The following is a 25073-nucleotide window of genomic DNA, read 5'->3' on the forward strand; positions in this document are numbered from 1 at the left end:
TTTATTTGTGTTATTCAGTTTTTTGGTACTCAGAATACTGTTTTACAAATTAGCGTAACTCTCTGCAAAACAACGAGTTAGATAGTCTTAATTAATTCAATGCTTTAACATGAATTTTACTGAACAAATTGAGAATTACTGGACGAACCGGGAATTATTAAAAGAAGAGTCCGCAAAGAATTTCATTCGGGACATTATCGAAGAAGTAGACAAGGGGAGGCTTCGTGTAGCAGAACCTGATGCTAATGGCGGATGGATCGTAAACGAAGCGCTAAAAAAAGCGATCATCCTTTACTTCCCCATCCAGCAAATGCAGGTTAGCGAAGTGGGTATTTTCGAATACCACGATAAGATGAAACTAAAAACAGGTTACGAGCAATTGGGCGTACGCGTGGTGCCGCCAGCCGTGGCCAGATATGGTGCCTACATTTCGAAGGGAGTTGTGCTCATGCCTTCCTATGTCAACATCGGTGCCTATATTGACGAAGGAACGATGGTGGATACCTGGGCAACCGTAGGCAGCTGCGCGCAGATTGGCAAGAACGTTCACCTCAGCGGCGGCGTAGGAATAGGAGGGGTGCTCGAACCTGTTCAGGCAGCACCGGTTATCATCGAAGATGGCGCATTTATCGGTTCACGTTGTATCGTTGTGGAAGGGGCACGCGTAGGTAAAAGAGCCGTTTTAGGCGCAGGCGTGACCATTACAGGCAGCTCGAAAATCATCGACGTGACCGGCAGCGAACCTGTTGAGTACAAAGGATATGTGCCTGAGGACTCGGTAGTGATTCCTGGTACGTTACCCAAAGAATTCGCCGCTGGAACTTACCACGTTCCGTGCGCATTGATTATCGGCAAGCGCAAGGCTAGCACAGATCTCAAAACTTCCCTCAACGATGCCCTGCGCGACAATAGCGTAGCGGTGTAGTCGTCCGGATATTCTTCCGAATAACGCATTCTGAGTGCGGCATGAACGAGTCTTCATGCCGCACTCTTTTTGTTTACAATTCTAACACATATAGAAATATAAACAATACAGCCAAGCCAATTCACATAATACAATTGTAAATTATAGCATCCGATAAAATTTATATATTTAAATTGTTGATGTGGTAAATGCGGTTTACATTTGTATATATAAATATAAACTACCCAATGGACCTGACGGAGAAGATTAAACAGATACTGATTGACAAAAATACAACGCCCTCACTGTTTGCAGATGAGATCGGTATTCAACGATCGAGTATGTCGCATATACTTGCAGGCAGAAATAAACCAAGCCTGGATATGGTGCAGAAAATTGTAAAGCGTTACCCGGAGCTCGGGATCAACTGGATTCTGGACGACGAACCGCTTCCCGCGGCCACGCAAACCGCTTCGCAACCCGCCTTAGAATCGCGTAAAAAGTCGATCGCTGCGCCACAGCCCGTACAAGCAGATGTCGTCAAAGAAAAGCGGCCTGTTTTACCGGAGAAAAAGATTGAAAAAGTGCTTATTTTCTACTCTGACGGCACTTTTCAGGAATATAAACAAGGGTGACAAACCGGGGCTGTCAGATTCAATTTTACTTTAAAAGCATGATTGTTCCCGAAATATCACGCCCCGCCGCGCGGATCACGTATGGATAGCTGCCCGGAGGTACCGGCGAGTCCTTATAAGTACCATTCCACGGCTGGTCGTAACCCTTCGAATGAAAAATGAGCACGCCCCAGCGATTGTAGATCCGCATCTGGTCAATTTGCCCATCGGCATTGAATATTTCAAACGTATCATTATGACCGTCACCATTAGGCGTGAATGACGTCGGGATGTACATGCGTTTCACCAGATACACGAGAATGCTGTCCTCGGCCATGCACCCATTCACCGAAGTTACCAGCAAGCGGTAAACCTGTTCTGGCTGGACGGGTGAGATTTCGGCTGTCGCCTGATCGGTGCCAGAAAGGATACCTTCCGGCGGTGACCATTGAAAAGTGTAAGTTGCCAAGTCGGGAGAAAGTAACGGTGTCACCGAATCTTTGCCCCCCTCGGGAATGCCTTTGCTCTCTGGAAGCGATACCGTAAATTCATCCCGGCCAATCTCCACCGTGTCCATGCCGGCACAGCCAGGTGTCGCGTCATCCACTTCCAATATATAGGTACCCGGCTCCTTTACCGTAATCCCAGGCGCGCCGGATTCGAGCGGCATATTTCCATTTCGCCAGATCAGTTTCTGACCCGTATCAATCACACCGCCGTTGGCCAGCAACACCACAGAGTCGGCAGGACAGAGCGTCACCTTGTTCGCAGATATGACCGCCGGCTCAGGCTCCGTGTAGGTCGCATGCACAACAGACGACGTGGTATCGCGCGAGCACTTTTGGGTATAACTTTTAATCACCGTATAATTCCCCGAATCCTTCACCATCACACTGGCGCCTGTCGCCCCCGGAATATTCAGCCCATTTAATTGCCATTGGTATGCCCATTCAGGCGAGCTTTCCGTTGAGAGTTCGATCGGTGCTTCGGGACAAAAGCTAACTTCTTTGAGCAACTGGCCGTTCTGAGTGATTACCGGCGGCTCGGGCTGATCGTCGTTACAATCGATCACCAGAAGCTGGAAGTCGCGGCGCACGACGCCGATCCGTTTGCCATTCCGGTATTCTTCGCATTGAACGGTCAATACGTAGAGTCCCAGCGCGTTGGCATCGACGGTTAATTCGCCGGCTGCGTTAACCGCCAGCGGGCTGGACCCTGGAATCACATTGGCCAGACTAATGCCGTTCGCCCAGCTTACCAGTGGATATGACTTCTTCGGCGCCTGCGTTCCGGTGGACTGCGTCGCGCTTGTCGTGCCGCGCATGGGCGTCACGAGCGAATAACGGAGCTCGTCACCATCCGCATCGGTAGCGCTCATGTTCATCGCAAAAGGCCGGTTGCTGCAAATGTACTGGCCATTCGGGGCCACAAATTCGGGTGACGAATTGGGCACCGACAGGGGAGGGAATTCCAGGTAAAATACCATTCCGTTGTCGCCCGGATCGACGATGTTATTGATATCGTCATTCCGGCAACAGCGTTCCCAGACAATGAAGTAGCCGCCCGGATCGGTGTACAGCGCCGGATCGAGGTAAATGCTTCCTTTGTAGTATCCTACGGAAGTTTTCAATGACCGGCTGCTCGCGCAAGCGCGGTTTTGATAGGTTATCTGTTCTGTATTAAGGTATTTGAGCGTGACGGAGGATTTGTAGGAATTGTCGCTCTTCTGGTAAATGTACAACTTTGCTTCGTTGTCGCGATTGCCCTGGGAGTTCTGGGTGGGGATAATGAGGTTGTTTTGGTCCCAGAACTGTATTAGCGTGATCTCGAATTGGCCTGCGAGCCCGGCCGGTTTCATTTGCAACTCGCCACCAACAATGTGGTTGGCATAAGTTAACGGCGTAAACCAGCCTAACAGCGAGAACAGGAGCAATCGGAACCGTATATCTTTCCACATAGCGTGCCGGATTTAGGTTATACCGATTCCCTAAAATAGGTAATAAGAAGCGAACGTCCAGATTAAGAACACATTAAATTTTCACATAAGACCTACCGTTAAATTAATTATTGTCAACGTACAATTTTCCCGATTTACCGGACAGCACAGGATAGTATGAAAATCAAATACCGATACTATTGTAAAATAATATAATTCAAATCATTAATTGTACATATCAAACATACAGTCCGATATGTCATTCACGCCCAGCCATTTTGTCTCCCGGCAATATGTTTGAATTCTATTATCCGTTTCCGGGCGCCTCTGCCCACATGTTTCACCAAAATTCCCGCGTATGAAGAAAGCCCAGGTATGAACACTCACCCATTCAATCATTAACTATTCCAATCCTAGACGTATGAATCAACCTCGACAATTAAGATTCGATACCGGGCTGCGTTCCTTTCGCAAGGTAATGCTTGGCTCGGTATTGCTGGGTGTAATGCTGTCCGGCGCACACGAAGCGCGGGCAGCCGTTATGCCATTGAAGCAACCGGTTTCGGTAACCGCCGACCGCACCCTTGCAGGAAAAGTATCCGATGAAAACGGCACCGGTCTGCCCGGCGTCAGCATCGTCGTGAAAGGGTCCAGCACCGGTACAGTCAGCGACACCGAAGGCCGTTACACCATTAATGTGCCTGAAACAGGCAGCCCCGTTTTAGTTTTTTCTTTTGTCGGGTACGTACCAAAAGAAATTACAGTGGGAAATCAGACGTCGCTGGACGTTCAATTAGCCGTGGACAACAAAGCATTGGAAGAAGTGGTCGTCGTGGGTTACGGTACCCAGCGCAAGCGCGACATCACGTCTGCGGTATCCAACATCAGCATGGAGGATATCGGTGAAGTTCCCAAATCCAACGTCACCCGGATGATCCAGGGCCAGGCCCCCGGTGTGATTATCAAACAAAAAAGCGGTACGCCCGGCCAGCAATTCGAAGTGAAAGTGCGGGGTATCAGCTCGCTCGGTGCCGGCAGCGACCCGTTGTACGTAATCGACGGCTTCCCGGTGGGTATTTCGGTAGGTCAAAACCTGAACCCGAACGATATCGAGACGATTACCGTACTGAAAGATGCTGCTTCGACAGCGATCTACGGCGCGCGCGGCTCGAACGGGGTAGTGCTGATCACGACCAAATCCGCGAAGGACGGCAAAACAAACCTGAACATTTCCGTCGACCATGGTATCCAGAATGTGCCCGACAGCCGGAAAACCAAAGTACTGAACGGCCAGGATTTTGCCCAGTTCAAGAAAGAAGTGTTTATCGGCCGGTATGTATTGGCTAACAAACGACAGCCCACCAATGAGGAGATCCCCATTGACTTCCGTAACCCGGCCGATACCAAGTATTCGACCAACTGGTTTGACCTCATCCTGAACAACAATGCTCCCTACACCGACGTAAACGTCTCATTGTCATCCGGTAAAGGCCCGATCAAGTCGATGGTTTCCATTGGTTATTACAAAGAGGAAGGCGCATTGAAATACACCGACTACGACCGTGCTTCGGTGCGGACCAACCTCGCCGGTGATGTCAACAAGTTCATTTCGATGGGCGTGAACATTGCCGGTAGCTACTCGCGGTCGAGCCTCGCGGCTACGGACGGCCGCAGCGCATTGGTGGGCCTGACGCTCATCAGCGACCCGCGTTACCCGGCGTACGACGAGAAGGGCGACCTGATCCCATACTACAATGGCGTGGGCGACATTTTCGGTTTTCCCAACCCGCTTTACCTGCTCAAAGCCATTAGCCGCGACCGTAACATCGCCGATGTGCTGGCCAACGGCTATATTGATTTCAACATTGCCAAAGGCCTGAAATTCAGGACTTCGGTCAATGCCAAGATCAATTACAACAAATACAAGGAGTATGTGCCTTCGACCATCGGTCTCGCGATCGCGACGGGCACGAACGGGGCGCCTCCGCGCATTGCTGCCGAGCGCGACGACATGGAGGAACTGCGTAACTATACGGCCGATCAGCTCCTGACTTACAATGTAAATTTCGGCGAAAACCACCATTTGGATGCGATGCTAGGCTACACGGCCCAGCAGGAGATCGTAAGGGGCTTGTATGGCTCGGGTAACACCTTCCCGGACGACCTTGCGCCATTCCTCGGCAACGCTACCATCCGCTCGTCGAACTCGATGGAGCGCAAATGGACGATGCTTGCATACCTCGCCCGTTTGAACTACTCATTCAAAGACCGTTATCTTTTCTCGGCATCGTTCCGCCGCGAAGGCAGCTCCCGTTTCAGCGAAGGCCACCAGTTCGGTAATTTCCCTGCGGTATCCGTAGGCTGGCGCCTGTCGGAAGAGCCGTTTATGCCCAAAGCGGCCTGGCTTTCCGACCTGAAATTCCGCGGCAGCTGGGGTATGACGGGTAACAACACCTATCAGGTGAGTGCCAACAATAACTTCGGTACCGGCCAGAATGCGGGCGACGATGGTAACTACGCCAGCCTTGCGTTTTTGGGTTTGAACAACTACGTGTTCAACAACACACTGTCGCCGGGTAAAACGGTGACACGTTTCGCCAACTCCGAGCTGAGCTGGGAAAAATCCAATCAGCTGAACATCGGTATGGACATGTCGACATTTAACAACCGCCTCGTGTTTACGGTAGAGTATTACAAAAAAATTACCGACGACATGTTGCTGGGTTACAACATTCCAGCGGTATCCGGTTTTACTTCCACTTTGAAAAACCTCGGAAAGGTGCAGAACCAGGGCGTCGAGATTGCGGCAAACTACCGGATGAAAATCGGTCAGGTGAATTTCCGCACGAATGCGAACATCACGTTCAACCGGAACAAGATCCTCGCAATCCGCGGGCAGAACGATTTTATCCTGCAAGGAAGCCAGTACGGCGGGTATAACATCCAGCAGGTAGGCCGGCCAATCGGGATGATATTCGGCTACAAAAAACTGGGCATTTTCAACACCCAGGCCGAGATCGACGCAGCTCCATTGCAGGAAGGCGCGGTGCCGGGTGCGATGAAGTTTGCCGATTTGCACGGCGCGGCTGACGGCGGCCCGGACGGCATCGTTTCGTACGATACCAAGGATATGACCGAAATCGGCAACCCGAACCCGAAATTCAACTGGGGATGGACCGTGGGTGCGGATTACAAACGCTTCGACGTGAGCGTGTTGCTGATGGGTGCGCACAAATTCGACATTTACCGCAACATCGAAGCTTCGACGATGAACATGGACGGCGTTTTTAACGTGCTGGAAAAAGCGAAAGACCGCTGGCGATCACCTGAAAACCCCGGCTCGAACCCGAATGCGAAAAACTCGCAGGGCGGTACGGACTATTTCAAATGGTCACGCGAGAGCAGCGAGCGCTATGTGTACGACGGAAGCCATACCTGGATCAAGAACGTGACGATCGGCTATACGCTGCCGAAAGTGGACGGTATCCTGTCCGATGCGCGCATCTTCATCAATGCCGCCAACCTGCTGCTCATCACCAAATACCCGGGCAACAACCCTGACGCCGGTGTGCGGGCCGGGACCGAGCTTAACAACGACGATGAGTCGTATCCGGTGCCAAGAACGTTCTCCGCGGGTATTAAAGTTAACTTCTAAAATTGACGAAGATGAAAAAAGTAACGATACTGGGAATTGCATTGGCTTTGTGTCTGTCGTCATGCAGCGAAGATTTCCTCAACCAGACCGACCCGACGAAAGTAGGTGTGGATGTATTTTATAAAAACGAAGAGCAGGTAAAGCAGGCGTTGAGCGGGGTTTACAGCCAGGTCCAGAGCCTTACCAATACGGGCTATCTGTTCGGCGAGTTTCAGACGGACAATACCACGCTCGACCTGAACCCGTCCGACCGTGGCGGCGCCGGCGGCTGGGAAGCATTTGAATTCGGGACGGTCAACTCCGGAAACGGCGAGGTCGCCAACCTCTGGAACGGCTACTATGCAGCGATGTACAACTGCAACCTGACATTGGAAAAAATGGTAGCCGCTACCATGAGCGACAACGGCCGGAAAGAGGTGGAAGGGCAGCTCAAATTCCTTCGCGCCTATATGTATTTCAACCTCGTGCAGTACTTCGGGGACGTCATTATCGTCACATCCACGCTCGCCACGCCCGACCCCGCGTTCGACCTCGTGCGCGCGCCTCAGGCGGAAGTGTGGGCGCAGATCGAGAAGGACCTGAAAGAGGCCGCAGCCGCATTGCCCGACAAGTACGCAGCCGCTGCCGACAAAGGCCGTGCAACCAAAGGCGCTGCCCTGAGCTTGCTGGGCAAATCCTATTTGACCCAGAAAAAATACGCCGACGCGGTGACCACCCTGAAACAGGTGACCACGCTGGGCTACACGCTGAATGCCAATTACGCCGACAACTTCGACCCGGCGCCGGCCAAGAAGAATGGCCCGGAATCGATTTTCGAAATCCAGTACCAGGGCGATAACGACCTGGGCGAATGGAGCAATTTCGAATATGTATTTGCTCCGCGGGTATCGAAGGGCGCGGTGACCGGCTATGCGGCAGGCACCAATGGCGGCCGCAATGTGCCGACCAACGACATCATGGCCGCCTATGAAAAAGGTGATCTTCGAAAGGATATTTCGTTGAAACCCAGCTTCACGCTCGACGGTAAAGTGTACCCCGTGCCCTATGTGGCCAAATACAACTACCCGCATACCATCGTGAACCGGACTAATACAAACTGGCCCGTACTGCGCTACGCCGACGTGCTGCTCATGCTGGCCGAGTCGATCAACGAACAATCGGGTGCGAATGCGGAAGCGCTGGGCTATCTCAACCAGGTCCGTAAACGTGCCGGCCTGGCGGACGTTGCCATTGCTGACAAGGTAGCATTCCGCACGGCTGTTTTGAAGGAAAGAAGGCTGGAACTGGCATTTGAAAACCACCGTTGGTTCGACCTGAAACGTACCAAAACAGCGGCCGAGTGGGCCGCATTCATGAATGCGCACGGTGCACAGGAGCGCGCGAAGCCGACCGTCGACCGCGGTAATGTGCCGTTCAACTCGACAGACTATGTCTACACCGAGAACGAATACGTGCTGCCATTGCCGGCGCAGCAAATTCTGATCAATCCTAAATTGACCCAGAATGCCGGGTATTGATGTACTGACCGCGTAAAATAAGCAGGAGAGACATGGTCGATATGTCTCTCCTGTTAAATTTTATAACTAATCCATGAAAAGAAACGTTATAAACCTAATAGACAATCCGATAAGCCAGGACATTGTTATATAACACTTTTAAGAAAATGATGAATATTAATTATTTGTAGCAAGACAGAACAGGATACTATTCCTGCGAATGCATTTTAGTATTGTATGAATTGCGGAATATCCCCGCCGGTATTCCTGAAACCACTAACCCCTTGAACTGTGTTACTCCAAGCAACCGAAACTTTTTGGCTTTGGCAATTTTTAGGACGATTGCACCCCTTACTGGTCCATTTCCCCATTGGGCTGCTGGCTATTGCATTACTCTTTGAACTCATCGACTGGAAGCACAAGTCCACGGTGCTGCGCGACGGAACGCGCATTATCACGTGGATCAGCGCCGGAAGCGCCGTGGTGGCCGTTATTTTCGGCTTGCTGCTCGCCAGCTCCGAAGATTCCAGCGGTACCAACCTCGAAATCCACCGCTGGGCGGGGATTGCCACGATGGTGCTGTCCCTGGCTACCGCATTTACATTGCGGGCCGGTAACCGGGCCTTGTTCCGCGGGCTATTGCTGACGACCGTCCTGGGCGTGTCGTTTGCCGGTCATTACGGCGCCATGCTCACACATGGCGAAGATTACCTCACGAGCGTGCTGCCCGGCAATGAAACCGTCGAGCCCAAAGGCGAAACCGAGGCCGACTTCGTGCTCACCAACAACGGCGCATTGACGCCCGAGCAAATCCAGAACCTGAATGTGGAAGTGCGCACCATCCTCGCTCACAACTGTTACAGCTGCCACAGCGAAACCAAAATGAAAGGCGACCTCCGGCTGGATAGCAAAGAGGCTATCATGAAAGGCGGCGAGAACGGCGTAGTGGTAGTACCCAATCATCCCGACAAAAGCGAGCTGATACGCCGCATTTCGCTACCCAAAGGCGACAAGGAAGCCATGCCTACCAAAGGCAAGCGCTTGACGGAGAAAGAGATTAAACTGCTCGAATTCTGGATTGAAAAAGGCGCTCCCTGGCCGGACGGCAAGGAAAAGAGCATTTACCGCGTGGCCGAACTCGCACCGCGCACGCCACAGGTACCTGCGGCCACGGGCGAGCTCAAACAACCTATCGATTTGTTTGTGAATGCGTATTTTCAAAAGAACAAAATCGAATGGAAGCCTGTCGTAGACGATCACGTGTATATTCGCCGCGTTTATCTCGACATTATCGGCCTGCTGCCCCCGCCTGAAAAAGTGGAAGCATTCGTAGCTGACAAGCGCCCCGACAAGCGCGAAGTGCTCGCCCGCGAGCTGCTTGCGCAAAACGATAATTACGCACAACATTGGATGACATTCTGGAATGATGCGCTCCGCAACGATTACGACGGTACAGGCTACATTACCGGCGGCCGCTTCGGCATTTCGAAATGGCTCTACGCCAGTTTGCAGAACAACAAGCCCTACAACTGGTTCGTGAAAGAGCTCATCAGCCCCGACAAGGAATCGGAAGGCTTTATCAAAGGGATTAAATGGCGCGGTAACATCAATTCCAGCCAGCGGACCGAAATGCAGGCAGCCCAGAATGTGGCGCAGGTGTTTTTAGGTTTGAACTTAAAATGCGCATCCTGCCACGACAGCTTCATCAGCGACTGGAAGCTGGCCGACGCATACGCATTCGCCAACATCTTCGCCGATACGTTGCTGGAAATAAACCGCTGCGATAAGCCAACGGGCAAAATCGCCGGTACCCGGATACTGTATCCCGAACTGGGGGAAATCGAAATCAATGCGAGCACGGAGAAACGCCTCCGCCAGCTGGCCGATTTCCTCGTCCAGCCGAAAGATGGGCGCTTGTACCGGACGCTCGTGAACCGCGTATGGGCGCAGCTCATGGGCCGGGGCATTGTGGAACCGGTGGACGCAATGGATAACCTGCCGTGGAGCCAGGACCTGCTCGACTGGATGTCGTCCGACTTCGTGACCAATGGCTATGATGTGAAGAAACTCATTTACGCGATCGTCACCTCGAAGACTTACCAGCTACCCTCGTCGTCGGTGAAGGAAGCAGGCGACATCATGGCGACGGATTACAAATTCACCGGAATGGTACGCCGGAGACTGACCGCCGAGCAGTTCGCCGATGCGATCAGTACAGCTTTCACGCCAATGTACGCGGACACCGCGCTGGCTGTCAAAAGGCTGCCCGAGGACATTCAGCAGCGCCTGCCATTCCCGCGCGCGGCGTTTGTGAAAAACGATCCGTTCCTGACGTCTCTCGGCCGCCCGAACCGCGAAACCGTCAGTACCAGCCGGACGTCGCAGGCCAACCTGCTACAAGCATTGGAGCTCACCAACGGCTCGAAATTTACCCAGACGCTGAAGGCGGGTTCGAAGCGATGGAAGTCGCAATACCCGACGTCCGACTCGCTCGTGACGGCGCTTTACCGAAATGCATTAGGCCGCGCGCCGGTGCCGAAGGAGCTCGCCGCCGCGAAGAAAATCCTCGGTCCGAAGCCCAGCGAAGAAGGCATCCAGGACCTGGTCTGGGCCATTGCGCTGGTACCGGAGTTCCAGCTGATCTATTAGATGATTGATACATTCAAATAGTATCAGCAATATCAAATGGGTAAGACTTTAAATACAGTTTTAATATTTAGTAAGAATGAAACTTTAAGTAATAATTATAAATATTAAAAGTATTTAAAGTATAAAATGACAAAATTCATAACTATTTGGAATACAATAAAATAAACAGATATTCAAATGAGCGTTCAATGGAATAGGAGGGAGTTTTTGCAACGGGCCAGCGCAGCTACTATGGCAGCACTCGCCGCGGGAGCTCCCATATCGAGCCTGCTTTCCTCGTGCCGGGGCAAGGCAGGAGCCAATTCTACCGCCGATACGGTAATACTTTTATGGATGGCAGGAGGGATGGCGCATACCGAAACCTTCGACCCGAAAGCCTACACGCCTTTCGAAAAGGACATGGAAGGCAACCGCGTTTTGAGTACATTCAAGTCGCTCCCGACCAAGCTCGACGGCATTCACTTTTCCGACGGGTTGCAGTCGATCGGTCAGGTGATGGACAAGGGTACGCTCATCCGTTCCTACGTGGCTGCGGACATGGGGCATATCCTGCATTCGCGGCATCAGTATCATTGGCATACTTGCTATGAGCCGCCTCAGACGGTCGCCGCACCGCATCTCGGCTCGTGGATCGCGAAGGAACTGGGGCCTAAAAATCCCGTCATTCCGGCATTCATCGACATTGGCCAGCGTTTCACGGTAGGAGAGGCCGAAGAGCTGAAAGCCTTCCACACGGCAGGCTTCCTCGGCAATGAATTCGGGCCGTTCTTTATCCCCGATCCCAGCCAGGGCCTCGACAGCGTGCGCCCGCCCGTGGGGATGGACGCGAAACGTTTTGAGCGCAGGAACCAGCTTTATAATGAACTGATCAATAACAGTCCGGTGGGCGAGTTTGGCAGCGATTACCAGCGCGAGTCGCTGAAACGGTCGATGGAGCAGGCATATGCATTGCTCAATTCCCCGGAATCGAAGGCTTTCGACCTGAGTACCGAGCCGAAAAAGAGCTACGACATTTATAATACCGGCCGTTTCGGGCTGGGTTGCCTGCTGGCACGCCGCCTGACCGAGCAAGGCGCACGGTTCATCAGCGTGACTACGGAATACGAGCCTTTCAAAGGCTGGGATACCCACGAAAACGGGCATACACGCTTGCAGGATATGAAAAAGCAGATCGACGGCCCCATTGCCCAGCTCATTAAGGACCTGGACGAAAAAGGTCTTTTGGACCGTACGATGATTGTCCTCGCCAGCGAATTCAGCCGCGATATGATGGTAGAAGGCCGCCCGGATGCCAAAGTGAAAGAGCAGGTGGCCCAGCCGGACATTCTTTCGGACCTCAAATTCTACGGCATGCACCGCCACTTCACCGACGGCTGCTCGATGCTGATGTTTGGGGGCGGGATCAAAAAAGGTTTTGTGTATGGAAAGACCGCCGACGAACGCCCGTGCAAGACGATCGAGAACCCGGTCAAGGTCGATGGCATTCACCAGACCATTTACCATGCATTGGGCATTCCGCCGGATACCCAGTACGAAATCGAGAAGCGGCCGTTCTACACTACGCCTGATGGAAAGGGTGTGGCTGTAAAGGACTTACTCGCCTGACATACCATTCTCCCGGCCGGCAGGCATTGCACCTGCCGGCTATATTCCCTTCTTACTACCTCACCTCATACCTGCCGCATAAGCCCGCTTCCGTACCAGGCAGCAAGGGCATTTTTAGTGATTATATATCAAATATATCCTAAAAAGTCAGGCTAAATAAATATTAATCAAAACCAGACAGAGCAGGACAGTCTGTTCTGTCATTCGTTCTAGTATTGCATAAATGTTACTTTAAGCATGAATAATTGTCTTTTATACGTCAACAAGACATTTATTTCTTAAAGTATTCCAAATCCTCATCAACGCTAAATCTTCCGGCCTCCCGATGCATATAGAGGGATAGCCATGCCGGTTTCGCTATCAGACGACAACGATAATTTCGAATCATTCAGCACCGCTGATCTTTCCCAATCCCGATCAATTTTTCACTTAAACCGATGACTATGAGAATAAAGAGCTTAACCGATTAACCTCAATACCTCGGGCATTTCACAAGATGTTCGGGGCCTCTGCTAATTACTAAATCTAAAAATGAAGCTTATGAATCAATTTCGACAATTTCCTTATTGTGCACGATTGAATTCAATCCTGAAACTTTCCGTGGGCCAGGCGCTCATTGGAGTCGCTTGCGGATTCAATGCGATGGCCGATAATAATTTTAACCCTAATCCGCTGACAGGCAGCCACATCACTGCCGACCGGACGATCAAAGGAAAAGTCACCGACGACACCGGCGAAAAGTTGCCGGGTGTGAGCGTGGTGCTGAAAGGCACGACGATCGGTACCGTGTCCGATGCGGAAGGTATTTACACCATTAATGTCCCCGATAAGGGCGGCATTCTCACATTTTCTTCCGTAGGCTTCCTCACGCAGGACATACCGGTAGGCTCCGCCTCGACACTCGACGTGAAGCTGGCAGCGGATGCCAAAGCACTCACCGAGGTAGTGGTGGTGGGCTACGGTAGCCAGTTGAAAAAAGAAATTACCGGGGCGGTGCAGACCGTGAAGAGTGAAGAACTAAAAGACATTCCGGTATCGCAGGTGACCCAGAAGTTGCAGGGGCGTCTCGCCGGAGTACAGATCAACCAGACGACCGGTAAGCCGGGGCAGGGGATGTCTGTACGTATCCGCGGCCAGGTATCGGTTACCGCCGGTAGCGACCCGTTGTACGTTATCGACGGCTTCCCAATCACCGGTACCATCGGCCAGATGAACCCCGATGAAATCGAGGACATTACCATTCTGAAAGATGCTGCCTCGACGTCATTGTACGGTTCGCGTGCGGCTAACGGCGTAGTGCTGATTACGACGAAGCGCGGTACTCCGGGCAAAACGAGCGTGAGCCTCAATGCATTCGCAGGTATTCAGAAGGTCCCGATGAGAGGCCGTGTTAAAATGCTGAATGCACAGGAATTCGCCCAGTTCAAAAAAGAAATGTATGAGGATGAATTGAAACCTGTTCCCGAACCATTCCAGAATCCCGAGAAATACGCCAATTCCAACAATGACTGGTACGACGCTTTGCTGCGCACGGCGCCCATTCAGAGTTATAACCTGACCATCAGCTCGAACAAGGAAAACCTCCGGACTTCACTGGTAGCGGGTGTTTTCAACCAGAAAGGCGTGGTGCTGAATAACAATTACAAACGCTATTCACTGCGTATGAATACCGAGTACGACATTTCAAGCAAAGTCAAAATCGGTTTCAACCTCGCACCTCAGTTTGTGTATGACAACACACCGAGAACCGACGGCGACCGCGGTACCGGGGTGCTTTTCAATGCATTGCACACCTGGCCGGTAATGCCTATTTACGACGCAAACGGCCAGCTGACGAAATACAATAACTTCCCGCAAGGAACCGGCAACATCTTCGATTATCCCAACTGGGTACGTGCCGCAAACGAGCTGACGAACGAAACGAAGATCAACAAGCTGCTCGGTAATGCTTATATTCAGTATAACCCGATTAAAGGGCTGACGCTGAAATCGACCATTAACGTAGAGCAGGAGTCTAACAAATTCTTCTTCTTCAACCCGTCGACGGCTACGAGCGCAATCAACACGCCGGTTCCGACGACAGCCGTTTCGATCCGCCAGAACTACCAGAACTTCTCATGGCTGAACGAAAACCTTGCTACTTACAACCGCACCTTCAATGGCAACCACAACTTCGAGTTGCTGGCCGGTTTTACACAACAGCGCTTCCGTCAGGAGTTTGACCGTATCACTGCGAACACCTACACCGACGACCGCCTTCCGACAATTCAGGGTGCGATCAACATCGACCGTGGCGGCGCATTTAACGTGAATGGTATCTCAGGCTCGAACACATTTAATGGTGCAAACGAATGGGCGCTCATGTCGTACATCTCGCGTTTGACCTATAATTACAAAGGCAAATACCTTTTCACTGCTGCGGTACGGGCGGATGGTTCTTCCCGATTCGGCTCCAACAACCGCTGGGGTACCTTCCCGTCTGCGTCGGTGGGCTGGGTAATCTCGGATGAAAACTTTATGCAGTCGATGCCGAAAGTTTCATTTGCGAAAGCACGTGCGAGCTACGGGGTGATCGGTAACAACAACATCGGTAACTACACGCAATATGCATTGGTTAACAACACCACCAATTCCGTTTTCGGAAGCACCGTGGCTACCGGTGCGCAGGTAACGTCGCTGTCTAACAGCAACCTGGGCTGGGAAACTACGAAGCAATTTGACGCTGGTTTGGACGTAGGCTTGTTCAACGACCGCATCCAGCTGATCTACGACTTCTACACCAAACGGACAACCAACCTGCTTTACGCCGTGCAGATTCCGCAGGAAGCGGGTTTTGGTAACTTCAACGACAATATCGGTGAAATCAAATTCTGGGGCCACGAAATAGCCCTGACTACCCGTAACCTGGTAGGCAAGCTGAAATGGACGACCAATGCGAACATTTCATTCAACCGTAACAAGGTCATGGAACTGGCGCCGGGCATCGATCGCGTGTATGGTTCGTTCCACATTACCCAGGTAGGGCAGCCGTTCGGCCAGTTCTACGGACTGGTGAAACAAGGATTCTATATGAGCAAGGAAGAACTCGCTTCTACGCCGATCATCCCGGGACGTTCTGCAATCGGTACCATCAAGTTCAAGGACGTGAATGGCGATGGTGTGATCACCAACGGCGGCGACGCAGATGACCGCACGATTATCGGTAGCCCGTTCCCGAAATTCACTTACGGCTTGACCAACAATTTCAGCTATGGCAGCTGGGATCTTTCGATCGTCGGCTCAGGCTCGCAGGGTAACCAGCTTTGGGTACGCCACCTTTACAGCACGGCCAACCTCGACGGTGTATTCAACATGGTGGCCGGTGCGAAAGACCGTTTCCGTGTAAGAAATGCCGTGAACCCGGTTACGGGTGTTGCCGAAGCGACGACGGTGATTACCCCTGGAAAAGGCATGTACGGTGCAACCAACAATGGTGGTAACTACACCGGGGTGGAACGTGACTGGAACAGCTCCCACTTCCTGGCCAATGCTTCCTATTTCACGATCAAGAACATTACACTGGGCTATAACCTGGGCGGTATCAACAAGTTCTTCAAGTCGGCGCGCCTGTATGCCAGCGTGCAGCAAGTTTACGTATTTACCAAATACTGGGGCGGACCTAACCCTGAAACCAGCGCACAGGGCGACGGACAGGGCGACGGTGGCAACCTGAGCCAGGGGGTCGATCTTTCGAACTACCCTGTACCACGTACCTGGACATTGGGTGTGAACCTGAACTTCTAACCTGACTTGTAAAACAGTTCATTTAAATTCCGACAGAAATGAAAACAAAATATATAGCGGTGTGGGTCCTGGCAGCAGGTTTGATGGCAGGATGCGGGGACAAGTTTCTCACGGTGAACCCTGAAACCGCATTGAGTTCCAATAACTTCTTCGTGTCTGAAAGCGATTTCAAGCAGGCGGTTAATGCTTCCTACGAGCCATTCCGCCAGATGTACAACGAGCGTGCATGGGTTTTGGAAGAAATGCATTCCGACAATACCTATTATGCCCGTAACATATTGTACGGTGCGGTGGACCCGACGGAAAACGTCGCGGACTTCGCGGTACCGACTGCCAATGGCGTCACGGCCAATGACAACGTGCTCGTGCAATACCGGCTGAATTACCGCATTATCGCGAGAACCAATCAGATCCTGGCGCTGATCGACGGGGTGAATTTCGATGCGGCCTCGAAGGGTAACCTCAAAGGCCAGGCATTGTACCTGCGTGCATTCGCCTATTTCGACCTTGTGCGCCTGTTCGGTAAAGTGCCGCTTCACCTCGTACCGGTAACCGGCCGCGACGATGCTGCATTGCCATTGTCATCCACCGAAGAAATTTACGCGCAAATAGAGAAGGATGCGAAAGAAGCCATCACGGGCCTGTTCGACAAAACCAAACAGGAAGCGGGCCGCGTGACGTCGGGTACGGCGAAAATGCTTTTGGCCAACCTTTACATTACCCAAAAGAAATGGGCGCTGGCTGAACCGTTGCTGAAAGAAATTGTCACCAGCGGCCATTACGCATTGATGCCCGACTATAACGACGCATTCTCATTCACGGCTACGAACAAAAACAATAAGGAGTCGCTGTTCGAAATCCAGTATATGGAGGGATCGTCGGGATACAACGGCAACCAGATATACCGGTTCATTCCGTCTCCGATCACTGCTGCCGAGATCGCGCCGATCACCGGTACTTCCAATCCACAGCAAACCTCCCAGGAAAGCAACAATATCCCGACGCCAGACCTGATCGCCGCCTACGAGGACGGAGATAAGAGAAAGGACATTTCGATCGGATATGTAACGCTGAGCGGATCGGCCGTGGAGAACAAGCGCTATCCGTATATTAAGAAATACGCGCGGCCGCATTCGATCCACCAGAACACAGGCCAGAACTGGCCGGTTTACCGTTATGCAGAAGTGCTGCTGTTTCTCGCCGAAGCATTGAACGAACAGGGAAAACCAGCGGACGCGGCCACTTACCTGAACCAGGTTCGTACACGTGCGGGACTGGCTGCCAGCAAGGCTGCCTCGCAGGCGGATATGCGTGAGGCAATCTTCAAGGAGAGAAGGGTGGAACTCGCATTTGAAAACAAACGCTGGTTCGACCTCACACGCACCGGCCGCGTGAAAGAGATCATCGGAGCTTACGGTGCGAAAGTGAAAGCCAATCCGGCTGCCTACTACTTCCCGAAAGGAGCCGTGCCGCCGCCGAATGCATTCACGGTTCTGGACGACTATTATGGTCTGCCAGCCGTCGAAGCCGCATTGACGCCACATTTCTGATGGATGTAAAAGAATAAAAAAGTGCAGCAGGCGCGAGCTCGCTGCACTTTTTTCATTAGAAACCTACTTATCCGCCGGATACCCCACAGAACAGGATAGTCCCGTCGATGTTTCGATCTAATATTGCAATTATCAGATTATTTGAAGTTTTAGTTTGCTTTATTTAAGAAGGTTATACGCCCGGCTATGCCGGCATCCCTGTGCTTCATCCATGTATCTAATCATATTTACTTAAACTCTGAGCTGTAAAATGTACACAAAAAAACAATGGTTAAAACTTCCGATGACGCTCGCGGTGCTGCTCGCCGTAGGGGTCTTCTGTGGAGTGATGCTAAGTAACCGAACCGCCAAACACCGTCCTCCCGGCTCGAAGGCTGACAAACTGAAACTTCCCGACGGCTTCAAGGCTGACCATTTATACAGTGTTTCGGAAGAAAAGAACGGCTCGTGGGTATCCATGACGTTCGACAACAAGGGTAGGATGATCACCTCCGATCAGTATGGAGGACTCTATCGCCTTGTGCTGCCAGCCATCGGTTCCACCGACAAACCGCAGGTGGAAACGCTTAAAATAGAGGGAGATACGGCAAAGGTGGCAATGGGTTACGCGCACGGTTTGCTGTATGCATTCAACAGCTTGTACGTCATGATCAACAACCGCTCGAACGCGCGGTTCCCGAAAGGCAGCGGCTTGTATCGTTTGCAGGATACGGACAATAACGATCAGTACGACAAGATCACGCTCATCAAGCCGCTGACAGGCGAGGGAGAGCACGGGCCGCACAGTATCGTAATGGCACCGGACCAGAAATCGCTGTTTGTAGTGGCCGGTAACTTTACCGACCTGCCTAAAATGGACATTTACCGGCTGATGCCGAACTGGAAAAACGACAACCTTTTCCCATTCATCAAAGACCCGCGCGGCCACGCCACCGATCGCAATGCGCCTGGCGGGTGGATCGCCCATACCGACCCGGAAGGAAAAGAATGGGAATTGTACACGGCTGGTTTCCGTAACCCGTACGACATCGCATTCAACGAAGCCGGCGACCTGTTTGCCTACGATTCGGATATGGAATGGGATTTCGGAACGCCCTGGTACCGCCCGACGCGCGTTTGCCACGCGGTAAGCGGCGGCGAGTTCGGATGGAGAACCGGCTCGGCGAATACTTCGCCTGCATTCGCCGACTTCCTTTCACCGGTGATGAACATCGGTCAGGGATCGCCGACCAACCTGATTTACCTCAAAGACGCACGCTTCCCTGCGAAATACAAAAACACATTGCTCGCATTCGACTGGTCGTTTGGTATCGTTCACGGTCTGCACCTGAAACCGAGCGGCTCGACCTACACTGCCGACCACGAGGAATTCCTCTCAGGCGCGCCGCTTCCATTGACCGACGGTGCTATCGGCCCGGATGGTGCATTGTACTTCCTGACAGGCGGCCGTCGCCTCGAATCGGATCTGTACCGCGTGTATTATGTTGATTATAAGAACATTGCACCAGGCTCTAACGTAGCGACTCCGGTCATTACCAACGAACACAAGCAACGCACGGCGATCGAGGAATACCATGTAAAGAAAGATCCGAAAGCGATCGAGCAGGCATGGCCATTGCTGAAAAGCCCGGACCGTTTCCTTCGCTATGCAGGCAGACTGGCGATTGAACACCAGCCTGTTAGCCAATGGGAGAGTAAAGTTTACGCTGAAAAAGATCCGCAAAGCATTATCTATGCCGCCATCGCATTGGGTCGCCAGGGTGATTCAAGCAAAGTAGGAGGGCCCCTGTTGAAAAAACTGACCACGATCGATTACGCGAAACTGGACGACTTGAACAAGCAAGCGCTTTTGCGTGCCGTAGAAGTGATCCTGTACCGCACAGGTCAGCCCGACGCGGCTACAAAGGCTGCATTAGTAGCCTACCTCAATCCAAAGTATCCGTCCGCTAATGCATTGCAAAACAGATTTTTAGCCAAAATCCTGATCACGATCGAGGCGCCGAAAGCGGTTGAAAAAACCCTTGCATTGATTGCGAAAAACGAGAAGTTCGACGACAAGGATAACGAAATGGTAACTGCCTCGGCGGACCTTATCCTGCGTAACCCGCAGTATGGTCTCGACCTGGCAGGCCTGCTCGAAAAAATGCCGCCGCAGCAGCAGACTTTCTACGCGATCATGCTGAGCAGCGCGAAAACAGGCTGGACACCGGCTGCACGTGAGGAGTATTTCAAATGGTTCCACAAGGCGTTCAGTTTCCAGGGCGGCCGCAGCTACATCGGCTTTATCGATAAGGCACGTCAGCTTGCACTGAAAAACGTACCTGGCGATAAAGTCGCATACTACAACAAACTATCTGGTTCAGAACTACTTACAGGGACAGGTAACGACCTCGTGAAGCTCTACACTCCGAAAGGCCCAGGCCGTGCGTGGAAGGTAGACCAGGCGGTAGAACTGGTCAAGGACAGCCTGAGCAACCGCGATTTCGAACGTGGTAAGCAAATATTCTCTGCCGTTCTTTGCAGCCGCTGCCACACGATCCAGGGCGAAGGTGCCGACGTCGGTCCGGAATTGACGCAGCTGGGAACCCGCTTCTCGGTAAAAGATATGCTCGAAGCGATCATCGTTCCCGACCAGGCGGTGTCCGACCAATACGCGTCGATCTCGTTCGAAATGAAAGACGGGCAGTCGATCGTTGGCCGCGAGGTGAACCAGGATGCCAATTTCTATTATGTTTCTCAAAACCCGTTCGATCCGAAAACGATCCGCAAGGTGGCCAAGAAAGATGTGGTATCCAGCAAAATCTCGCCGGTATCCATGATGCTTCCAGGCCTGATCAACGGATTGAACCCGAATGAGTTGAGAGACCTGGTCGCTTACCTGATGGCCGGCGGCAACAAAAACAACCCGATTTATACCGAATCTTCCGCCCCGAAAAGCGGAAAATAGATCGCCCGATTTTTTGAGTAGATTATAATTTATTAGGCTTAAGATAGTGGTGTCGCGTGTTGACCAGCAGCCTCCAAAGGCGATCCGGTCCGGCGGCATCACTACTTTTTTATGGCTGGCCGGACATCGTATATAGCATTCCGGTTTAAATGCGCTGAATATCATTTAATCTCCATTACACCAGATAGTTACACAATAAATGACTCAAATTTCATCCCGCCGGAAGGCCCTGAAAAACCTGGCTGCCACCGCAGGAATATCTGCATTTTCCTCGTCGCTGGCCAGCGCGTTTGCCGCTTCTGAAAAAGCATTGGGGCCGCAGCTGAATGGCAAGATCAACCATTCGGTTTGCAAATGGTGTTACAGCAAAATCCCGCTCGAAACCTTCGCGCAGGAATGCAAGAAGATCGGGCTCACTTCCATTGAATTGCTCGGACCGGAAGAATGGCCGGTGATCAAAAAATACGGATTGACCTGCGCATTGCCCTGGGGCGAAGGCCTTACCCGCAGCATCGACAAGGGTTTCAACGATCCCAAAAATCATGAAGAGCTGATCAAAGGCTTCGAAGATGTGATCCCGAAGGTTCGCGCCGCCGGTTATGATAAAATCATCTGCTTTTCGGGTAACCGCCGCGGCATGTCTGACTACGACGGCATACGCAACTGCGCCGAAGGCATCCGCAAGCTCATTCCGACCTGCGAGAAGCATAATGTAACCCTCGTGATGGAACTGCTGAACAGCAAGGTTAACCATAAGGATTACATGTGCGACCGGACAGAGTGGGGGGCCGCCCTCTGCGAAGCCATTGGTTCAGAGAAGTTTAAGTTACTCTACGATATTTACCACATGCAGATCCAGGAAGGTGACGTGATCGCGACGATCAAGAAGTACCATAAATACATCGCGCATTACCACACGGGCGGCGTACCGGGCCGCCACGAGATCGACGAGACACAGGAGCTGTACTACCCGGCGATCATGCAGGCCATCGTTGAAACCGGTTACAAAGGATTCGTGGGGCAGGAGTTCGTTCCCAGCCGGGGCGATGATCTGGCATCGCTGAAACAGGGCGTTACCATTTGCGACATTGCCTGAAACGGCTTGACCAAACACTGATATTCAAGATTTTATATTATGCCAACAAGAAGAAACGCATTAAAAAATATCGTCGCCGGAACAGCGGCAGGAGCGGCCGGCGCCATGTCGATCTCGGAAGTTTTTGCAAAAAACGAATCGGTTTTGGGTGCTAAACTCAATGGGAAGATCAACCATTCGGTATGCAAGTGGTGCTATGGGAAAATCCCGCTCGACACGTTCGCGCAGGAATGCAAGAAGATCGGGATCACGTCCATCGAGCTGCTCGGCCCGGAAGATTGGCCGACGTTGAAAAAGTACGGGCTCACTTGCGCCTTGCCGAACGGCGCCGGCATGGGAATCGAGAAAGGTTTCAACGACCCGGCTTTGCACGACGAACTCGTCAAAAGCTACGAAGAGATTTTCCCAAAACTGAAAGAAGCAGGTTACAGAACCGTCATCTGCTTTTCGGGCAACCGCCGTGGCATGTCGGACTACGACGGCATGCGGAACTGTGCCATCGGGCTGCGCCGCCTGATGCCGTCCGCTGAAAAATACGGGATCACGATGATCATGGAATTGCTCAACAGCAAAGTCAACCACCGCGACTACATGTGCGACCACACATCCTGGGGCGCCGGACTATGCGAAATGGTCGGTTCCGAAAATTTCAAACTCCTTTACGACATTTACCACATGTCCATCATGGAGGGCGACGTGATCGCGACCATCAAGCAGTATCACAAGTACATTGGCCACTATCACACCGGCGGCGTCCCCGGCCGCGCGGAAATCGACGAGACCCAGGAACTATATTATCCGGCGATCATGAAAGCCATTGTCGAAACCGGTTACACAGGATTTGTCGCACAGGAATTCATTCCCAAGCGCGAGCCGCTGGCTTCTTTGAAGCAGTGTGTCGGGATTTGTGATGTGGCGTAGATGTCATTTGCGTTAAATTAGACCAAAAAACGGCGCTATTGGGATGAATAGCGCCGTTTTTTGATAAAAATGAATTTTGTTGAAACAAACTCGATCCACTAAAAATGCAGGCAAACTTGCTGGTTTCAAGCATGATATATTTAAAATTTGGAGACCAACACCGCCTGACATTTGAATAAAACACATCGCCCTGATCGAAGGTACGTGTAAAAGAAACTCAGCGGCACTGGTGCGTATCAGGAGGTTTTGAGCGTAATTCTTTGGCAGGCAAATGCCTAGGTATTTGTTGTATAATTTATATTATGTTAAATAGATATTTTAAAACAAAGAGAGCACCGATTGCCCGGTGCTCTCTTCTTCTATCGCCGGCCGGAGGCCTTTGACTATTGTTCGCAAAGCTAGCGCTTTGCGTCTTTCTTATTCTTCAATACAAGCAACGCCTTTGGCAGCGAACTGTTCCAACACGCCGTTCAGGTTTGTCAGGTTGTCTTTTGCTTCGGCTTCGTCCTTAGCCTGGATGGCTTTTTCGAAGTATGGTTTTGCTTTTTTGAACTTACCGCACACACGGCCTTCAACTTCCTTGCCGCGCTGCTGGTATTCCGTCATGTTCATGTTATCCACTTCGCCTTTCAGCTGAACCGCTTCGTTGAAGTAGAAAACGCCAAGGTTGTAAAGCGCATCATAGTTGGTCGCGTCGATTTCGAGTGCCTTCTTGTAGTTCTCGATCGCTTTGTCGCTTGCTTCTTTTTGTTTCGCTTTTGCCTCAGCAAGTTCTTTCTGCGCGCCTGCTACGTCCTGACCTTTGGATGCTTCCTGCGCAGCTTTCACTTCACCTTCCAGTTTCGCGATCGCTTCGGTGCTTTCCTTTTTCTTAGCAGTAACATCTGCCAACTGACGTTTCAGATCGGCATTCTTTGGCTGCTTTTTGATCAACGCTGAAATACGTTTCACCTCTCCGTCGTATACCGCGATCTTGTCTTTTTCTGCTGCAAGGTTCTTTTCTGCCGCTCCGGCTGCATTGGCGCCTGCACCTGCTTTCGCGCTCAGTTGCTTCACCTTATCGGTAGCTGTTCTGTACATGTTATCGTACAAAATAGCCAGGTTTACCACATTCTGCGTGTTTTTAGGATCAGCAGCTGCCAGTGCTTCCAACTCCTTGATAGCCTGGTCTTCTTTACCAGATGCGAGCAGGATGTTTACAACTTCGGCTTTAAGGTCCTTATTTCCCGGTGATTGCACCAAACCTTTATTCAAAGTTTCGATCGCTTTGTCGAAATTGTTTTCCGAGCGGTACAGCTGAGCCAATCCGTAGAAAACGCTGGGGTCCTTACCGCCGTTAGCCGTGTATTTCTCGAAAGAAGACTTCGCAACGTCCTTTTTATCAAGCTGTTGCGCAGCGATACCCCCGTAAAGGGAAGCCAGTGTATCTTTCTGGTTGATGCCCTGAGCCGCTTCGAACATTTCGAGTGCTCCCGCGAGGTTTTTGGCCTGGTACTTCTCAGCACCCTGCTTTACGAATGCATTGAAAAGCTGTGTTCCTTCGCCGCCGGCCAGTACATTGCTGGCTTCCTTCGACGATTTTCCAGGTTCCCCTTTTTTCGTAACATCCAGCTCAACCACTTTCTTGTAAGCCTCCAATGCTGTCTTTGCTGCACTGGAATCTACTTCCGACCCTTGAAGAGCTATGTTTTCATACAATTTTGCGCGTTCCAACCAAAAGGCTGCTTTTGCACTTGCTTTCGGGTCAGTGGCATCTTTATCGCTTTTCTCTTTGTCTTTACGAAATCCATCTACCAGAGCCTTGTTCACAGCAGCGTCCTGCGCGAACGCAGCACAGCCGAACAGGCTAAGTGCAGAAACAAAAAACAGTTTTTTCATAAATATTAACTTTGGTTGTGATTGATTGTTCGAGTTCTA

General features: G+C 51.6%; 13 protein-coding genes. 11 read left to right on the forward strand and 2 right to left on the reverse strand.

The window, feature by feature from the left end; genetic code table 11:
* Nucleotides 1-109: 109 nt before the first annotated feature.
* A complete protein-coding gene (locus tag H144_RS0117970; protein ID WP_019943485.1) occupies nt 110-925 on the forward strand; it encodes a 2,3,4,5-tetrahydropyridine-2,6-dicarboxylate N-succinyltransferase in 816 nt (271 codons plus the stop codon).
* A 227-nt stretch (nt 926-1152) separates the two neighbouring features.
* Nucleotides 1153-1539: a helix-turn-helix transcriptional regulator gene (locus H144_RS0117975; RefSeq protein WP_019943486.1), complete on the forward strand. Its 387-nt coding sequence runs from the start codon at nt 1153-1155 to the stop codon at nt 1537-1539.
* Between the two features lie 25 nt (nt 1540-1564).
* Here H144_RS0117975 and H144_RS0117980 read toward each other — a convergent pair whose 3' ends face one another.
* Nucleotides 1565-3475: a T9SS type B sorting domain-containing protein gene (locus H144_RS0117980; RefSeq protein WP_019943487.1), complete on the reverse strand. Its 1911-nt coding sequence runs from the start codon at nt 3473-3475 to the stop codon at nt 1565-1567.
* A 457-nt stretch (nt 3476-3932) separates the two neighbouring features.
* Here H144_RS0117980 and H144_RS0117985 point away from each other — a divergent pair, with 457 nt between their 5' ends.
* From H144_RS0117985 to H144_RS0118025, 9 genes are all read left to right on the forward strand, one after another.
* Nucleotides 3933-7109, forward strand: coding sequence for a SusC/RagA family TonB-linked outer membrane protein (locus H144_RS0117985; protein ID WP_019943488.1), 3177 nt, complete (start codon nt 3933-3935; stop codon nt 7107-7109).
* Between the two features lie 11 nt (nt 7110-7120).
* Nucleotides 7121-8626, forward strand: a complete 1506-nt coding sequence (locus H144_RS0117990; protein ID WP_019943489.1) for a RagB/SusD family nutrient uptake outer membrane protein — start codon at nt 7121-7123, stop codon at nt 8624-8626.
* A 321-nt stretch (nt 8627-8947) separates the two neighbouring features.
* A complete protein-coding gene (locus H144_RS0117995) occupies nt 8948-11254 on the forward strand; it encodes a DUF1549 domain-containing protein (protein ID WP_019943490.1) in 2307 nt (768 codons plus the stop codon).
* Between the two features lie 177 nt (nt 11255-11431).
* Nucleotides 11432-12859, forward strand: coding sequence for a DUF1501 domain-containing protein (locus H144_RS0118000; protein WP_026350789.1), 1428 nt, complete (start codon nt 11432-11434; stop codon nt 12857-12859).
* A 642-nt stretch (nt 12860-13501) separates the two neighbouring features.
* Nucleotides 13502-16642 (forward strand): SusC/RagA family TonB-linked outer membrane protein, encoded by a 3141-nt coding sequence (locus H144_RS0118005; protein ID WP_229207937.1) that lies wholly within the window; start codon nt 13502-13504, stop codon nt 16640-16642.
* A gap of 38 nt (nt 16643-16680) precedes the next feature.
* Nucleotides 16681-18192 (forward strand): RagB/SusD family nutrient uptake outer membrane protein, encoded by a 1512-nt coding sequence (locus H144_RS0118010; RefSeq protein WP_019943493.1) that lies wholly within the window; start codon nt 16681-16683, stop codon nt 18190-18192.
* Nucleotides 18193-18442: 250 nt separating this feature from the next.
* Nucleotides 18443-21139: a c-type cytochrome gene (locus H144_RS0118015; RefSeq protein WP_019943494.1), complete on the forward strand. Its 2697-nt coding sequence runs from the start codon at nt 18443-18445 to the stop codon at nt 21137-21139.
* A gap of 199 nt (nt 21140-21338) precedes the next feature.
* The gene (locus H144_RS0118020; RefSeq protein WP_019943495.1) at nt 21339-22235 is read left to right on the forward strand and encodes a hydroxypyruvate isomerase family protein; all 897 of its coding nucleotides are present in this window, start codon (nt 21339-21341) and stop codon (nt 22233-22235) included.
* 39 nt (nt 22236-22274) lie between these two features.
* Nucleotides 22275-23156 carry a hydroxypyruvate isomerase family protein gene (locus H144_RS0118025; RefSeq protein WP_019943496.1) on the forward strand — a complete coding sequence of 294 codons (882 nt, stop codon included), beginning with the start codon at nt 22275-22277 and terminating at the stop codon, nt 23154-23156.
* A gap of 417 nt (nt 23157-23573) precedes the next feature.
* Here H144_RS0118025 and H144_RS0118030 read toward each other — a convergent pair whose 3' ends face one another.
* Nucleotides 23574-25034: a tetratricopeptide repeat protein gene (locus tag H144_RS0118030; RefSeq protein ID WP_019943497.1), complete on the reverse strand. Its 1461-nt coding sequence runs from the start codon at nt 25032-25034 to the stop codon at nt 23574-23576.
* Nucleotides 25035-25073 lie beyond the last annotated feature (39 nt).

The sequence above is a fragment of the Dyadobacter beijingensis DSM 21582 genome (assembly GCF_000382205.1).
GTDB classification, from domain to species: Bacteria; Bacteroidota; Bacteroidia; order Cytophagales; family Spirosomataceae; genus Dyadobacter; species Dyadobacter beijingensis.

Coding starts and splice junctions, on each gene's coding strand:
- H144_RS0118025 (WP_019943496.1), top strand. CDS start 22,275: ATGCCAACAAGAAGAAACGCATTAAAAAATATCGTCGCCGGAACAGCG.
- H144_RS0117990 (WP_019943489.1), top strand. CDS start 7,121: ATGAAAAAAGTAACGATACTGGGAATTGCATTGGCTTTGTGTCTGTCG.
- H144_RS0117975 (WP_019943486.1), top strand. CDS start 1,153: ATGGACCTGACGGAGAAGATTAAACAGATACTGATTGACAAAAATACA.
- H144_RS0118015 (WP_019943494.1), top strand. CDS start 18,443: ATGTACACAAAAAAACAATGGTTAAAACTTCCGATGACGCTCGCGGTG.
- H144_RS0118030 (WP_019943497.1), bottom strand. CDS start 25,034: ATGAAAAAACTGTTTTTTGTTTCTGCACTTAGCCTGTTCGGCTGTGCT.
- H144_RS0117980 (WP_019943487.1), bottom strand. CDS start 3,475: ATGTGGAAAGATATACGGTTCCGATTGCTCCTGTTCTCGCTGTTAGGC.
- H144_RS0117985 (WP_019943488.1), top strand. CDS start 3,933: ATGCTTGGCTCGGTATTGCTGGGTGTAATGCTGTCCGGCGCACACGAA.
- H144_RS0118010 (WP_019943493.1), top strand. CDS start 16,681: ATGAAAACAAAATATATAGCGGTGTGGGTCCTGGCAGCAGGTTTGATG.
- H144_RS0118005 (WP_229207937.1), top strand. CDS start 13,502: ATGGCCGATAATAATTTTAACCCTAATCCGCTGACAGGCAGCCACATC.
- H144_RS0118000 (WP_026350789.1), top strand. CDS start 11,432: ATGAGCGTTCAATGGAATAGGAGGGAGTTTTTGCAACGGGCCAGCGCA.
- H144_RS0118020 (WP_019943495.1), top strand. CDS start 21,339: ATGACTCAAATTTCATCCCGCCGGAAGGCCCTGAAAAACCTGGCTGCC.
- H144_RS0117970 (WP_019943485.1), top strand. CDS start 110: ATGAATTTTACTGAACAAATTGAGAATTACTGGACGAACCGGGAATTA.